The sequence below is a fragment of the Lysinibacillus pakistanensis genome (assembly GCF_030123245.1).
Classification (GTDB): domain Bacteria; phylum Bacillota; class Bacilli; order Bacillales_A; family Planococcaceae; genus Lysinibacillus; species Lysinibacillus pakistanensis.
On sequence record NZ_CP126101.1, the window covers coordinates 3106379 to 3121833 of the forward strand.

Annotated in this window: 16 protein-coding genes and 1 pseudogene; all 17 read right to left on the minus strand. The window is 35.4% G+C overall.

The genetic code is table 11. From position 1 onward, the window contains the following. Positions 1–472: 472 nt before the first annotated feature. The 17 genes and pseudogenes from QNH24_RS15365 to QNH24_RS15445 all read right to left on the minus strand — a co-directional run bounded on the left by QNH24_RS15365 (position 473) and on the right by QNH24_RS15445 (position 15429). The gene (locus QNH24_RS15365) at positions 473–1093 is read right to left on the minus strand and encodes a hypothetical protein (protein WP_283868445.1); all 621 of its coding nucleotides are present in this window, start codon (positions 1091–1093) and stop codon (positions 473–475) included. Between the two features lie 13 nt (positions 1094–1106). Continuing rightward, positions 1107–1664, minus strand: coding sequence for a hypothetical protein (locus QNH24_RS15370; protein ID WP_283868446.1), 558 nt, complete (start codon positions 1662–1664; stop codon positions 1107–1109). Positions 1665–1701: 37 nt separating this feature from the next. Next, a complete protein-coding gene (locus tag QNH24_RS15375; RefSeq protein ID WP_283868447.1) occupies positions 1702–2742 on the minus strand; it encodes a hypothetical protein in 1041 nt (346 codons plus the stop codon). A gap of 191 nt (positions 2743–2933) precedes the next feature. Further along, positions 2934–3317 carry a hypothetical protein gene (locus QNH24_RS15380; protein ID WP_283868448.1) on the minus strand — a complete coding sequence of 128 codons (384 nt, stop codon included), beginning with the start codon at positions 3315–3317 and terminating at the stop codon, positions 2934–2936. A 129-nt stretch (positions 3318–3446) separates the two neighbouring features. Then, on the minus strand, positions 3447–3788 hold the full coding sequence (locus tag QNH24_RS15385; RefSeq protein ID WP_283868449.1) for a DUF7716 domain-containing protein: 342 nt from the start codon (positions 3786–3788) through the stop codon (positions 3447–3449). 128 nt (positions 3789–3916) lie between these two features. Then, on the minus strand, positions 3917–4222 hold the full coding sequence (locus QNH24_RS15390) for a hypothetical protein (protein WP_283868450.1): 306 nt from the start codon (positions 4220–4222) through the stop codon (positions 3917–3919). 483 nt (positions 4223–4705) lie between these two features. After that, positions 4706–5590 carry a sensor histidine kinase gene (locus tag QNH24_RS15395; RefSeq protein ID WP_283868451.1) on the minus strand — a complete coding sequence of 295 codons (885 nt, stop codon included), beginning with the start codon at positions 5588–5590 and terminating at the stop codon, positions 4706–4708. Positions 5591–5603: 13 nt separating this feature from the next. After that, positions 5604–6386: an ABC transporter permease gene (locus QNH24_RS15400; RefSeq protein WP_283868452.1), complete on the minus strand. Its 783-nt coding sequence runs from the start codon at positions 6384–6386 to the stop codon at positions 5604–5606. After that, on the minus strand, positions 6379–7302 hold the full coding sequence (locus QNH24_RS15405; RefSeq protein ID WP_283868453.1) for an ATP-binding cassette domain-containing protein: 924 nt from the start codon (positions 7300–7302) through the stop codon (positions 6379–6381). The genes QNH24_RS15400 and QNH24_RS15405 overlap by 8 nt, the downstream gene beginning before the upstream one ends. A gap of 82 nt (positions 7303–7384) precedes the next feature. Then, positions 7385–8068: a response regulator transcription factor gene (locus QNH24_RS15410; RefSeq protein WP_283868455.1), complete on the minus strand. Its 684-nt coding sequence runs from the start codon at positions 8066–8068 to the stop codon at positions 7385–7387. Positions 8069–8686: 618 nt separating this feature from the next. Beyond that, positions 8687–10006 carry a hypothetical protein gene (locus QNH24_RS15415; RefSeq protein WP_283868456.1) on the minus strand — a complete coding sequence of 440 codons (1320 nt, stop codon included), beginning with the start codon at positions 10004–10006 and terminating at the stop codon, positions 8687–8689. A 363-nt stretch (positions 10007–10369) separates the two neighbouring features. Further along, positions 10370–10936: an NADPH-dependent FMN reductase gene (locus tag QNH24_RS15420; RefSeq protein WP_283868458.1), complete on the minus strand. Its 567-nt coding sequence runs from the start codon at positions 10934–10936 to the stop codon at positions 10370–10372. Between the two features lie 13 nt (positions 10937–10949). Next, a complete protein-coding gene (locus QNH24_RS15425; protein WP_283868459.1) occupies positions 10950–12005 on the minus strand; it encodes an LLM class flavin-dependent oxidoreductase in 1056 nt (351 codons plus the stop codon). Positions 12006–12958: 953 nt separating this feature from the next. Next, positions 12959–13432, minus strand: a complete 474-nt coding sequence (locus QNH24_RS15430) for a serine hydrolase (protein WP_283868460.1) — start codon at positions 13430–13432, stop codon at positions 12959–12961. Between the two features lie 73 nt (positions 13433–13505). Further along, positions 13506–14105: a serine hydrolase domain-containing protein gene (locus QNH24_RS15435; protein WP_283868461.1), complete on the minus strand. Its 600-nt coding sequence runs from the start codon at positions 14103–14105 to the stop codon at positions 13506–13508. 502 nt (positions 14106–14607) lie between these two features. Then, positions 14608–14751: pseudogene (locus tag QNH24_RS15440) on the minus strand (tyrosine-type recombinase/integrase); the annotation flags it as partial. A gap of 189 nt (positions 14752–14940) precedes the next feature. Then, positions 14941–15429: a YjdJ family protein gene (locus QNH24_RS15445; protein WP_283868462.1), complete on the minus strand. Its 489-nt coding sequence runs from the start codon at positions 15427–15429 to the stop codon at positions 14941–14943. Positions 15430–15455: the final 26 nt, after the last annotated feature.

Genomic DNA, 15455 nt, shown 5'->3' on the forward strand with positions numbered 1-15455 from the left:
CTCCCCCTACTCTCTCAATCTAAACACTATGACCTACATTACTTTAATATTATGGCGTAGTCAGGACAAAGGTAATGCCCTTCTTCTAAACAAAATAATTTACTTAAAAGCAAGTACAATTTAGTAAAAAACCATCTAGGAGAGTATTTGATTTTTTCATACTCCCATTTTATAAAATTCAATATTAATTTCTCCATATCTATTACATCTTCTAATCTATCATAAAATTGCACATAAATACTTTTTTATGCCTGTTAAAATACATTTACATGAAGTGGAAACGAAAAAACATATGCAAAAGAAGGATTTTAAGCACCTCCTTGCATATGTTAAATATAGTATGATAAATCTTCTTAATCCTAACCTACTAAAAATTTTAAACCAGCTAGTTAAATTTTTCTTCTAGGTTTTTTTGAAGGTTCTCTTGGACCTATTATTCTTTTTTTAATTCAGTATTTTTCATTTCTCTATATTAAGAAAATTGCCAATAACTATGTATGGGATTCATAATTGAGTCTTCTAAAATCTGTGCATATAAATAGATAGCTCCAAACGAAAAGGGATAGTTTTTTCTTGGCTTTATTAGGGTATCCGGATACCCATCCTCATCGACCTGGAATATAAAATCAAAACCGGCATCATGCAACTTGTTATAGTAATACTCTTCTCCCTGAATATGCCTTGGAGTTCCTCCAAATTTGATCAGAAAACGTTCTTCAAATGAAGCTTTATCACTTACTATATTAGCTTCCGAAATAAAGTGCTTGACTAAATCAGGATCGGCAAAAGTATCAAGTTTACTTTCTTCTGTTTTAGGGTGTTTCATTGTTATTAATGAACAATTGGGATATCTATTTTTAGAAATACGCTCTTCAAAATGTTTAGGAGCAAAAATGGAGATCATCTCCGTTTCATTAAAAGGGTTAACGATAGACAAATAAAAATTCATCTCCGTTTCCTTATTTACCATGCCTTCCAATTCATCGAAATAAGCCGGTGCATTCCCTCCGATCCATCCATTATCACTATCCTTTTCATTTGCTTGAAAGAGCATACACTCTGTTCGTTCTTTAAGAATTTTTAAATCTCTCATTGCATTTCCCCTTCTATTCACAATCGCCGCTTATCCTGAGCTGAATATAATCAAAGATCATGGTCCAGCCTTCCTTAGGACTTCCATATCCCCAATGTGGCCCCGTTATTTTTTCCAATTGATCGAGCTTTTCCTGATATTGCTTCATCATGGCTTGACGCTCTTCTTGCGTATATGTGTTCAAACGTTCGTCACTTACCTTTAGTCGCATATTATGCAGGAAATTGATCATGTCACAATAAAGTAAATCATCCTCAAACGTAATGAAATCAGGGAAAATGGCAATGACTTCGTCAAAAGCATTCTGCAAATCCTGCAAGCCAAATTTCACCAACATCTCAGAAATATATGGCACAAGATGCGGCTGATACGCGATAATACCGTCCCAGCCATCACACTGCCAGTTGCCAATTGTATTGATGGCTATGTGAAGTTGAAATAACTCTGGCGACACCTTCTCACGAATGACGTCCAGTTCGCCGATCTCCCATATTTTATCGGATAATACCGCTAGATCCATTTCATCTACTGGGATTTTCCCATCCCATATCTCATTCATTTCAATACTCACAGCTACATCTCTCCTGGAATTAGAATTATGCTCGATTTCATTTTGATAGTTCTAAATAACTTCTTATCCGTGCATCTTCAATCGTCTTCGGTAGCAAATCAATTATCATCTGTTTGTAAGATTCGTAGATAACAGGACATCGATTGTAAAACTGAAATTTGACCTTATCATTAGGGTGCGGATGTTCCATCAAACGTTCCAACCACCTGGCATCCAGATTTTCTGCCAATTTACGCTTGAAATAAGTTCTATTATCGTAACTTCCGTAGCTATAACGTCCCCAAAATACCGCCATTGTGTGAGTTCCATTCTGATCGTCATAATAGATTCGTCCCAAGCCGTTATGTATATATCGATTTAATGCTTCATCCTGCAAAAAAGCAGAAAATTCATCATACACATTATCTGCACGATTGGTAAGAAGCTTTGCGGAAAAATAAGGAATCAACCACTCATTACCGTACCGTATATACAGTTCCTCAGCCAACAAAATCAACTGTTCATCCATGCTCCGTATAATCGAAGCAGCGAGCACAATCGGGAAAATACATATGGTTTCCTGTGGCTGCAGGTTCCATATTCTGAGTGTATCGTTAATGTGCACATAGTCCTTATCGGCCACTAGTTTCAAGAGGTTAAGCCTCTCAACCATTGGCTGATTCGCCGCAATGAGGCGGTAGACGCCGATCATGGACGGGCTGCCTTTACCAAGCATAACGGAAACAACGGCAGTGAATCGTTCAAACTCATCCTGATCGGTCAGAAAATCTGGCGGCTGTTGAAATAGCTCGTGGAAATATTTCTCGCAATGCTTGCCCACAACTTCCGAAACCGTATCCGAAAAAGCTGGCATCAGGATGTCCTCGCCCAAATTTTTGTATTTCATAAATTTTTCCCAAATTGCAGTCGCTTCCACACACTCTTGATGAGCAAGTGCTTTTAACGCCGCTTTTTTGCATTTCCCTTTCTCATGTTCTACAAGATATAGAAGCGCTTCCACTCGACCCAATCGCGCAATAGCGTCTTCTCTCTTCTTCCCTTTTTCCGGTAACGTCGCCAACACTTCTCCCAACGTCATATAAACGCCTCCCTACTGGATTTTTGTCCCTCTATTCACAATCGCATTTATTATATTCGACACCTTCCCCACACGACTTGAAAATCTCAGCTCTCCTAGCCCTTAAAAATCACTATTAAGTCCTCCCATATCGTATTATGGATGACTCTCGTGACGGTTGAGCTGTAACAGCAACCTCTGAATTCAAACCATTAAAGCTCGACTTCACCTGCTTGATCTTGCTCTAGATGAACAAGTGGAACAGGAGAGTAAATAAACGTATCCCCGTCGTCTTCAAGCTTATATATGATACAAAACAAAGCTGAACCTCGTTGATCACCACTCGGTATAGAGAAAATCATAGCTGGACAACGCAGCTCAGTAGAATGAACACTTGCACACAGATCTTTATAAGTAATATCAGCAAGGGTGTCAATATCTTCAAGATGCTGCTGACAATCTCCAATAACTTGCATGTAATACGCTATATTATGATTATACTTATTCGCAAAGATTTGCTTATACTCCTCAATGTTAAGAAAGCAACACTCCCAATCCAAAGGCGGGATACTTAACACATAGCGATAGAACTTCAATTTTCCTGATTCCTCCTCTTTTCGAAATCGGAGTTAGTGATTTCATTTTAATTAATCTTTATTAAAATGCTACATCCAATACTTTCGTTCCAATCATTCAACAATGATGAAATATTTCATTATACACTTTTATTTCTTAAAAACTAAAAATGCATCATTTTCAAAGTAATAAAGGAACGCTTGGAATAGCTGATCTAGTGATGGATTTTCAAACTGATTATTTACATTGTCAATTACATCTTCAATACCTGCACCATCCAATGTTTCTATCCAACCATTTTTTTTCGCTTGTTCTGGTAAAAAATCATCTGAATTGGGCGGAAAATCAAAGCTATCTAGTGAAAATATTCCTCTTGTATTTAAATTCCATTCTTTTAAATTTGGAGGTAGATAAAACCAAGTCTCTGGATTTCTCTTTGGATGTGATAACACATCACTAATACTCAATAAATTCATCTTTTCTTCCGTCATAATTTACACCTTCTTTTCTTTGGATGAAGACTGACTTGTACCGACAGAGCTGAAACTTTATGTTGTCCCTTGAAACGAATTGTAAATTGTAACCTTTCTGGGCGTGCTAGCCGATTCAGAAGTAGTATTTATTCAAATAATTTTCCAGCCAAATTAGATATTTCGTGAATTGCATCTTCAAGCTTTTCTTCCTCTTCTTCAGAATACTTCCCTTCATTAAAATAAAAGTAATTGCTGATATCTACAAAACATAAAGCTAGTTTCTTAGGAACTTCGGTTTTATTCGAATACTCCGTAATCAATATCTTCATTGCTTCAATTAATGTATTGTAGTTGTTTTCATTTAATCCTAATCCCACTCTTAATGAATATAGTATAGAGTTATCACCAATAGTATATTCATAAACTATCTTTAAAGCCTCATCTACTTTCATCAATTCTCTCCTCGTTAGTAGCTAGGGCTCTTTATGATAGAATTATTTCAGAGCCACACATCTTGAGCTTGCCTTAGCTTATGATTTGGCTACAAAGCTCGCTACTTTAACATTATAAATAGATTGTAGTACCAAATTTGAATGCGATTTTACGATGCATAAATGACCATGCTTGTTCATTTTGAATAGGAAAATCGTATTTCACCGCAAACGTTCGCTTGTTACATCACTATCTATACGATTATTACCAACGTTGGTTTCAAATCAGTTAAACAAATTTTCTGGAATTTGAACACTTGGAATATTGACTTCATTAAAATAGTCATGCATTGAAGTTTAAATGTAAAAAATGCTGCACAAGACTTACTCTTATGCAGCGTTTTAATGATTATTTAAACGACCTTAGTTGGAGGTCATATGCTGAACCAAGCTCACCGTAGCCAGGTGCATATAAAGATGCACTAAGCTTCTTGGCTGCTACTATTACAAATTCTTTTTTAAACACACTAAAAACTCAATCATTCCATTTTCTATTTTAGCCGCTACATTTCCACCTAGTTTTTCTGCAAGCAGCTTGACAATAGAAAGTCCTAGACCAGTGTTTTTACGTCTGGAATTGTCTGTTGTATAAAATCGATCAAAGAGCTGGTTAGGATTTAGTTGAATATTTTCGTCAATCGGATTTTGAAAACAGATATATGCATGTTCTTCTTCTAACCACATCTTGATCGTGACATCACCTTGCGCATGCATGATGCTATTTCGTACTAGGTTTTGCACAATGCGTAAAAGCATTTCTTCATCAGAGTTAATAATGAGCGGCTCATAATTAGGTAAGGTGACGGCTATTCCTTGTTGTTCAAATTGTGCAAAGGCACCAGCAATTTCTTCAAATACGATGTTTGATATATTAATACGATCCTTTTTGGGTTGATCTTCATTACTATGCAAATAGGAATATTCAAAAAAGGTTGCTAATAATTGCTCTAGTCTTCCAACATGTTTTTGTGCGACTCCAAGCTTTGCAAGCTGCTTTTCTGTTAATGGTTCTTTTAAAAGCATTTGTTGATAGCCCTTTATCGCAGTTAGTGGCGTACGAAAATCATGAGAAATGTTTGAAATCATTTCTTTATAGTATTTTTCCTCCCGTTTAATATACGACCTTGATTTCTGCGATTCTATCAATATGCGATTTATATTTGCCACTAGTTGATTTATTTCTTTGTTTACTAGCTCTACGCTAATTGGCTGCGTATATTGCTCATGTAGACGTTGTGACAATTGTATGTTCATCAATCGTATTTGCCTTTGTATATAAAAAATATAAAACAATAATCCTACAATGACTACAATTGCCACAATCCACATTCCCTACATCCCCTTACTTGATTTCTGCTTTTCTAAATGTCATGAATGTTAAGTATATAATTACTACTATAAAGATGATACAAATGGAAACGGCCGAAATTATATCACCTTTACTCATGCTTAAATTAATCGTAAGATACTCCGCTGAATATGGTGTGAAAGATAATACTTTATCTATCATCTCAAATGAATCCTGAAAACTAGCGACCTGCCCAAAGAACATGGACAACATGTAATACGCAGCTACTACAAGCACCGATTTTCTTAAGGCAAACGCAAGTAAAATACAAGTCGTTAACTGTGCAAGATAGACTATAGTCATTGTGCACATTATTGTTACGTATTCACCAAAGCTACCACTAGTAGTCGAAGTTAGAATGCTTAAAAAACCTGCTGCTTTCCCACCCATGCTAAACGTGCTGTCCATTGATAAACCAATTATTGTCACGATGATATACGGGCTTACAAGAACAATAAGTAATATCCAGAAAACAATCGCTTTACTTATGACAATTTGGTTTCTTGCAAAGCCGCTTATAATTGGATGATGAATATTTTTTGTATCAAAATCTGAACAAATTAGTGTAGTAGCAAGTACTGCGCCTACTATTGACATCGTATTCATATCAGATAGTAGAAAACCAACGTTGCTAATGCTTTCATTTATTGAGTTATTGCCAATCCCATAGGCAATACTAAACATTGCTGTTGCAGAACATGTTGTAAGAGCCAGTAAGACCCAAAATATTTTGGATTTAGTTGTTTTATAGAGGTAAGCACGTACTAAATTAAACATGGTGCACACCTCCAATTAACGTAAGGAAATAGTTCTCTAATGTGTCTCCTTGTAGACTAAATTCCGTAAGTGTTACCCCATTTTCAAATAAGGCGGTTGATACGTCCCCAAGATCCTCTAAGAAATCATACAATTTAATCGTTTTATTTGGCATGACTTGAAAATTTTGTGTTTTAAGATTTGTTTCTAATACATGTGCACATTGTTCGGGAGCTGTACAACCAATGCGAATATAATGTCTACATTCTTCGTCGAGCTGTTGTTGCGTCATTTGTTTCATAATTTTCCCTTTATGAATAATGATATAATCAGTTGTTGTTTGATAAAGTTCCGGTAAATTATGACTCGAAATTAAAATTGTCATCTGTCGCTCTTCACAAAGCCGTGTTAAAAGCTGACGAATTTCAACAACACCTATAGGATCTAACCCATTCACTGGCTCATCTAAAATCAATAACTCTGGGTTAGTTAATAACGCAATAGCAATGCCTAAACGTTGTTTCATGCCTAGTGAAAAATGCTTAGCTTTCTTATTGTTGGTACTCGCCAATCCAACCAATTGCAGTATTTCATCCTCTAGCTCCTCATTCGGAATCCCCCGCATTAAACGATGATATTTAAGGTTACCTTTTGCAGTCATATCAGGGCTAATCGCTGGTTGTTCAATCATGCTGGCAATACGTTTTCGTTGCAGCTGTATTTCCTTGTCAGATGATTTTCCAAATAACTCAAATGAACCTTCTGTTTGAAAACTAATTCCTGAAATAATCTTCATTAAGGTCGATTTACCCGCACCGTTTTCACCAATAAGCCCATAAATACGTCCTTCTTTTAATTCGATTGATACGTCGTGAAGTACTGTATGCTTTTTATATGTTTTCTTTAATTGATTTGTTTTTAATATGGTTTCTCCCATATTAAGCACCTCCCTTTCATATTCATAGATTACTCATGAAAGGTATAGATAAAGTAAAGATGGCGTATAGATTACGGATAATTTATGGATGTAAACGATAACCAAGCCCACGAAGCGTCTCGATATAATCCGCTTGTGGATTTTTTGTCTTTAATTTATGTCGAAGATTACTAATATGGATTTTAATAATATGTTCATCCCCTAAATATTCTTCCTGCCAAATGGATTCATATAAATTTGCTTTCGTGAATACTTTCTCTTGATTTGTCATAAATAATTCGAGCAATAAATATTCCTTTGCAGTAAGCAAGACCTCTTCACCACTCACTGTAACTCGCTTAGCGACATCATCCAGTACTATATCCTTGTATTGCAACTGCTTCATAGGTGTAGCTTGTTTTTTAACACGACGTAATATCGATTCAATACGGGCAAGAACCTCACCAAGGTCAAATGGTTTCGTAATATAATCATCCGCTCCTAAACGAAGCAAATCGATTTTAGTAGACACTAAATCTTTTGCTGAAATCATAACAACAGGTACATCTGAAATAGCGCGAATTTCTTTTAATAATTCATCCCCACTTTTATAGGGAAGCATAATATCAAGAAGCACAATATCAAACTCATTTTGTAGAAATGCCCGGTAACCTTCTACTCCATCCATCACACTTGTTACCTGATAATTTGCTTGCTCAAACAATTCGGTTAACATCGCATTTACATCTTCATGATCCTCAACCATTAAAATTCTCAATATAATCACGCCTTTGTTAAAATATCCCTATTGGTATTTATTATATAAAATTTTATGTCGTTCAACATTAAATTTTTAAGAGCTATCACCATAACGTGGGTTGATTTCCGTTCCGACTAGGCGCTTTGTGCTGTCGCTTCGCTTTCGCACAGAGCAAAGCTTCCTGGGGGCGTCCGATGAGCCGCTTTGCTTCGCTGCAGGGTCTCGGGCCAACACGATGTTGGTCACGAAGGCGTTATCACAGGATGTGATGGTTTTAGCCTTCGTTCCCCTATTGCTAATCCACAAGGAGTCGCCCAGTCTCCACTCCAATCAACTTACATGGCATAGGTTTTACTAACGACTTCCTTACTTTTGTAGTACCTCAATTTGAATGCGATTTTACGATGATTATCATGAAATGTCCATGCTTGTTCAATTTGAATAGGAAAATCTGTATTTCACCGCAAAATTCCGCTTGTTACAACACTTTCTGTACGATTATTACCAAAAATGGTTTCAAATCGGTTAAACAAATCTTTCGGAATTTGAACACTCGGAATATTAATTTCTTTAAAATAGTCATGCATTGAAGTTTTAAAGTAAAAAACGCTACACAAGAATTACTCTTATGCAGCATTTTAATGATTATTTAAACGACCTTAGTTGGAGGTCATATGCTGAACCAAGCTCACCGTAGCCAGGTGCATATAATATACTAGTGGATGTTTCGACAACATTGTTAAATGTGCCTGCTGGTGTTGTAAGTGTATAGTGAATAGCACGAACAAACTCATTACTATCCCTTATCGTAACTTTCGATCCCTCTGTAATTGGTTTTTCAAATATATATTGCGTGCCATCCTTCTCATAATAAAAGGCTTGATCTGTTTCATGATAAGTAATATATTGGAAGTCGTAATCCGTGTCAAAGCGTTGATTACCAGTTCTCGTATATACCGTATTATAGGTTAATTGCTGAAGCGTATCACTTGGTAAAAAACCAGATGTAATGACAGGCGATTCATTTGGTCGTATTGTAGCTAGAGCTTTTTTAGGTACAGTATATTTTTCTCCCTTGAATTCAATTAAAGCTGTCGTAGTATCTTCTGATAAAAATGAGACTTCATCAAAACGTTTTAATTCCTCGTGCTTCCCTCCAACATAAACACCATAACGAATAAATCGTTTACCTTGTTTTTGTACAGGCTGAAGTGCTTTAACGGGGATATAGCCATATCTCAAGGTTGTTGGCGATTTCACCATGAGATAGCCATTTATTTCGCTTCCTAGCAATTCAAAAGCTGCTCCTTTTGATGCTTGTTCTAGCACTCTTGCCCCCATCATTGGACCACTGAGCAGCTGTGCATCAGCATTTAACGTATAATAATCTTTAACATGGGGTATTGCTTCTACAATGCGAATATCTGAGCTATCAATATAAACCTCCAATGGATTACCTTCAAAGGGAGCAGCGTAGAAATAGTAATATAATTTTTCCCCAATTTTAAATTGTACAACATCATTGTAGGGTTTATAGTCGGCGCTGCCAGGTATATTTTTGCTTAACAGATAATCCCCATATCCTAGAGGCTTTCCGTTCTGACGATTGATATAAATTAAACCTGGATTATCATAAAAAGCAGCTCGAATATCGAGTGGTACCTCCTTAAAAACAACTAAATCGGTTGCCTGTACACGGTATCCTGAACTCATCCAGTAAAATGTTTTATTGTCGTATTTTTCAATATCGTAAACACGGAAGTAGTTGTTACGTTTCACTGTTAACGAACTAAAGCTACCATCCGTATTTTTTTTATATACTTTTACATCTTTAGTAAAGGTCATCTTACCTGCTTGTCCTTTAACAACCTGTGCCCCATCCCACTTTACCTCAGCAGCTTTAGAGGATGTGGGGCTTAATAAAGAAGCAAGAACGACTAGCAGTACGATAAAATATTTCTTCATGTTTTTCCCTCCCATTCTACTTCTGTATATAAACTATTTTAAATATTCTATCATACTATTTTTTTGATACAAAGGTAAAACAGGCCAAGAAGACATATCGGTCTTTTATATTGTCGAATACATAAAGGAATTTCCATATTATAGGTGGCTGAATTGATGGAAATATATGACGATTCACGAGCATCTGTGCTAGATAGAAGCTAGTTATACTTAATAGAATAATCATCTTATTTAATGAAAACTAATTGTTAAGGGAATGAAAATTCAAAATATCCTATGTTGTATTGCTTGGGCTTCATTTTATCAAAGAATCGGACATTACCAAAGATTCCTCATCAGGCAACGTCCACCTTTATAAAAAAATTAGAAATCATATTCTGCATCTTTTTTAGCGCGAATTTCAGTGAATGCATCTGTCACCATTACTGTATCCTCCACTAAACGTTCTAGTCGGAAAAGGATATCATCATTGACGATTTCCTTCCTTAAAAAATCCTTTTCCTCTATAAATACATAGGTTGGGACGATATGTGCCTTCATATAGGCTAGAATTGGCTTTACTTGCTGCTCAATCATGAGATAATGCTTAGCTGTACCTGCTGTAACAACCATACTCACCACCTTATCACGAAAGGCATTCACAGGGAGCAGATCAAAAATATTTTTTAATGTTGCTGGGATTGATGCTTGAAATGTAGGTGTACCAATAATCAAGGCATCCGCGGCCATAATGGTTTCTGTTACATATTTTGTATCCCCATCATATTCAAAATAATTACGTCCATCACTAAATACCATATTGTAATCAGCAAGATCAAGCAATGTTACCTCATGCGCTGGATACTTTTCTTGTAAAATGTCAACAACTTTACAAATGGCTGTTTTCGTTTTTGAGCCGACAATTGAACCAGCTAGTGCGACGATTTTCATATTGGACATCTCCTTATTTTGCTGTATGTTTTTTGATTGCAGGTATTATATCGTTGCCAATGATTTCTATATTTTTCATTAATTTTTCGAATGGTACGCCACCAAAGTCTATTTGTGCCATAAATCGCTGCATACCATATAGCTCATATTGATAGAGTAATTTTTCAATGATTTGTTCCTTACTACCAACCATAAGCGCATCACGTGTATCTGGAGCTTGTGCAAATTGTTGCTTTGGATAACCTCCGCCACGAATTGCCTGGAATCCCCCATTAAGATGTGGATACATTCCTTGTAAGGCTTCTTTCGTCGAGTCAGCAACATAAAATAGACTAGTTGTAGCAACTGGTAGCTTGGTAGGATCAAAGCCATTGCGCTCTGCTGCTTCTCTGTAGGCATCTACAGAGGGCTTAAAATTCACAGCAGGACCTCCTAATGTTGTTAACATCATGGGTATGCCCATATAGCCTGCCTTTATGGCACTTGCAGGAGGACCACCAACGGCTCGCCAAATTGGTAAAGAACCGTTTTTCGGTTGCGGTAAAATTTGAGCATTGTGCAGGGGTGCTCGATATTGACCTTCCCATGTTATAAGTTCCTCTTCGTTGATTTTTTTCAGCAGCTCTAATTTCTCCTCAAAGATTTCTTCATAGTCTTGTAGGTCAACCCCCAATAAATGATATACCCCTACACGAGAGCCGCGCCCAGCCACAATTTCTGCACGCCCATCTGAGATTAGATCGATTGTCGCAAAATCCTCATAAACACGTACTGGATCAGAGACACTCAATACTGTTGCAGAGCTTGCTAATTTGATTGTTGACGTAGCTTGTGCAATTGCACCTAAAACAACCGTATGTGCTTGTGTTGTAAAATAAGATTGATGACTTTCACCTACACCAAATACATCAATCCCTGCTTGCTCTGCTAACTGACTTGCTTCAATTAGCTCCTGTATACGCTGCTGTGCAGAAATACGAGTCCCCGTTAATGGATTTGGGATATGGTCTCCTAATGAATAGAGTCCAAATTCAATTCCCTTTGATTGATCAATACGATATTTTTCCATTATTTATTCTATCTCCTTATTTTAATGGTTCTAATGTGGATTGAATGCATGCTATACCTTAAAACACCTATAAACATTAGTATATCAATACTCTGTGATTTTAGTGTAAATTTAAACTACGCATAAAAAGCATAAAATTGAATTATGTTGGGGCTAATAAATGGCGAGCATGTGTACTGGGATGTGTGAGTAGATTGAGGCTAATACTTCAATCTTTACTTGCCCCACAAATTTCTAATCAATTAGTTCTTTATCATCAGATCGCAAACCAAGCTTGCATACATCGAACATTTTAGAAAATCAATTGAAATAGGAGCAAGCGAAAAATCCCCACAGTGTAAATAAAAAGAACGGTATCAGCGTATACAAAGAATTACTGTAAAAATATTCCTCTCTAATTATGAAAAACCGGAGTCTTTACTACCATCATTTCAATAAAAGTAATGAGTTTCACTGTTTTTTTATCTAAGATAAGCTTCTGGTGTAGCTCATGAATAAAGATGAAAAATAAGCTACAAACTTATTGAATAGAAGAAACCCACCATTTTGAAAAAAGATTAGTCAAAATGAGTGGGTTTAATATTGATAGTTTTTATAAAAATGCTTGATTATTATCTACCTGTGTTATTCAAGAATTGCACCCTATTGGGGAAGACTGTGGTCAAACTGTGCAACAAATCTTAGGGAATAGTTCTTCGTATAACTACCCCCTTAGATTATATAATTAATTGGTTGCTCCTGATCTCCCAGGAAAAATATTTTCAAACATTGGAATCAGAGAAACAGTAACACAGACAACAAGCAATCTAGTTTTTAACGATGATGTATGAATCCCGTAATGAGCGAATACTGATGTTAAGATATAATATAAGCTATTTATAAAAAAGTTTGATATTTTTTGTGTCCCTTGCTCTATTAAATTGCCCTTTAAGGGAACAATTCCCTTGCTTATTCTAACGATTTGATATGATTAATTGTTCAAACACTTGTACTCCTGCTTTTTCACCGAATAAAATCTTCTCTAACGTAAGAGTTAACAAATATGGTATCTTGTTTAATTCGTTATCCGTAAAGTCTAAGTTATTTAGCATTATTATAGCTTTGTTACGATCCTTGTAACTAATTAACCCTGAATAATAACCTGCCCAATATCCTTCGTGAAGAATAATCTTCTTATATTGAGGATGGTTCTCTATTTTCCACCCAAGTCCATATCCCCCGAAATCTTCGTGCAAACAAGGACAATACCCATTAGCAGCTTCTCCTTTAATGAAAACTGGATCTATAATACTTTCCTTTGTTTGTTCTGATACCAGTTCATTATTATAAATAGCACGCTCCCATTTTAGCAGATCATCTACAGTGGATTTTATACCGCCATCACCTTTAACACCATCAAGGAAGTAAACATACTTATGTTCTTCCATTTCACTTGGAAGTCTATACAAGTCCTGTTCCCAATCATAGATAAAACCTAACGAAAAATTTTCAATTTCGCTATCAAGAAATTGCGAATGCGTTGATGTATTGAACATATTTACAAGGTGTGAATATTCTTTTCTGTAAAAACTCTCCGTACCCCATTTTAGAAACCATTTCTATGATTTCTGCAAGTAATACATACCCAGTATTACAATACTCCCACTTTTCATTCGCGGGGAATAACACTTCTGGCTTTTCATCTTTCAAAAATTTAACTACATCTTTATTCGTTGCAATTCTATTAGGGTCCCAGTTACCTGGATCTTCAAACCATTCCGTGTAATCTAGAAGTTCAGAGGTATGATTTAACAGATTTTTAATAGTTATATTTTCATAAGAAAGAAAAGGGAAAAATTTTTTAAGATTATCATCTAGCTGAAGTTTTTTCTCCTCAATTAATATCATAATTGCCATTGCTGTGAAGCTCTTAGAAATTGAGGCAATATCAAAGACTGCATCAATTGAATGTTGACTTGAGTTAGTTCTCTTGCCAATAGCTCTCTTGTAAAATGTTTTACCTTCCTCAGCTAATAATACAACCCCGCTAAATAACCTATTTTGTTCTAAGAAGTCTAATACCTTATCTAGTTCTTTACGTTTCAAATTTTGTCCATTCATAATTCGAGGACCTCCATTTATGATTTTTGTATTTAATATGATATACATTATTATCAAGGGAGGAGGACCTCTTATTGTTGGTTATATAAAGTTGAAAATATAATACAAGTTAACTACTCCTTTTTTACAAAATTATTATTTCATTAAATTACCTGTAATGATAATTATCTCAAAATTAGGCGATTTAAGCAATTTCTTTATTCAAGAATAGACGTTTATTGAAAAAAATCCTGCACATCAACTCAAAATTTTTAGTCATACTTTTTTATAAACATCGCAATTTTATCTTAAACATCCCATCTTATATTGTGATTTTATTTCAAATCTACAGTTAATTAATAAAACAAAGTTTCAAAAACTTCATTTAGAAATGTCTTTCCTTCGTTCATCCCTATATACACTATTCCACAAAATGGACCTATAACCGAAATTCACCTAATTTCTACATGAGTGTCTTAATTGAAATTAACGTTTTATTTAAAAAGTATTAACTGTAAAAATCCTATCTTAGCTTTCCGCTTAGGTGAACGTAAATCTTTGTAGTCTCACTCTTTTCATGCCCCTGTAAACTTTGAATGACATCAATTGGCGCACCGTTATGAATCATATGCTTTGCATAGCTGTGCCGTAATTGATTCGGGTGTATATGTTGGTTTGGAATAAAGTTTGATCAGAAATATCCCCCAAACCCGTATTTTAAGTTAAATGATAAGAACTCGTTTTGAAAAAAAGTTTGATCATATTCTACCGACGATCTTCAACAATCGTGCCCTTTTCATGAATAAAGACGCTTTCCTTATTACGGAAAAGCGCCCGTTACTTTAAGTACATTTCTTCACAAACTTTTCGTTTTAACAATCAGATAATGCTTGGAATTTCTTAACCATACTATAACAGTAATTGCCATACTTAAAATTCCACTTATAAAAGTCATCCCGAAAAAAATTCTCCCTCCAATAGTTGGTGAATTAAAAATTAAACCACTAAGTAATATACATATACAACCTGTTAATCCCCAAAAGCCAATAGCCCATTTAGTATTGCGTTTTATTAGATAATAGCCAATTACACTCAGAATGTAGAGTACACAAACCATCATAATAGTAGGGAATAATGGCTGGAATTTAGCTGAATAAACAAAATAATCAAGTTGGCTAATATCACGCCCATTTGTAATATCAATGTTAAATAAATCTGTAAACGGTGTTGAATACTTCCATTCTAAAGAATTATCTATAATGGCACTTCCCTCATACCAAGCAATAAATGTTGATACAGCTAAAATAAAAATTCCAATTATAAGTTGCAATATATACTTAAACAATTTTTCCCTCCTGATAAATTTTATTC

Bases quoted from the DNA above. Each gene is read 5' to 3' on its own strand.
- QNH24_RS15365 (WP_283868445.1), bottom strand. From the start codon at position 1,093: ATGAGAGATTTAAAAATTCTTAAAGAACGAACAGAGTGTATGCTCTTT.
- QNH24_RS15375 (WP_283868447.1), bottom strand. From the start codon at position 2,742: ATGACGTTGGGAGAAGTGTTGGCGACGTTACCGGAAAAAGGGAAGAAG.
- QNH24_RS15385 (WP_283868449.1), bottom strand. From the start codon at position 3,788: ATGACGGAAGAAAAGATGAATTTATTGAGTATTAGTGATGTGTTATCA.
- QNH24_RS15390 (WP_283868450.1), bottom strand. From the start codon at position 4,222: ATGAAAGTAGATGAGGCTTTAAAGATAGTTTATGAATATACTATTGGT.
- QNH24_RS15395 (WP_283868451.1), bottom strand. From the start codon at position 5,590: ATGTGGATTGTGGCAATTGTAGTCATTGTAGGATTATTGTTTTATATT.
- QNH24_RS15400 (WP_283868452.1), bottom strand. From the start codon at position 6,386: ATGTTTAATTTAGTACGTGCTTACCTCTATAAAACAACTAAATCCAAA.
- QNH24_RS15405 (WP_283868453.1), bottom strand. From the start codon at position 7,302: ATGGGAGAAACCATATTAAAAACAAATCAATTAAAGAAAACATATAAA.
- QNH24_RS15415 (WP_283868456.1), bottom strand. From the start codon at position 10,006: ATGAAGAAATATTTTATCGTACTGCTAGTCGTTCTTGCTTCTTTATTA.
- QNH24_RS15420 (WP_283868458.1), bottom strand. From the start codon at position 10,936: ATGAAAATCGTCGCACTAGCTGGTTCAATTGTCGGCTCAAAAACGAAA.
- QNH24_RS15425 (WP_283868459.1), bottom strand. From the start codon at position 12,005: ATGGAAAAATATCGTATTGATCAATCAAAGGGAATTGAATTTGGACTC.
- QNH24_RS15430 (WP_283868460.1), bottom strand. From the start codon at position 13,432: ATGGAAGAACATAAGTATGTTTACTTCCTTGATGGTGTTAAAGGTGAT.
- QNH24_RS15435 (WP_283868461.1), bottom strand. From the start codon at position 14,105: ATGAATGGACAAAATTTGAAACGTAAAGAACTAGATAAGGTATTAGAC.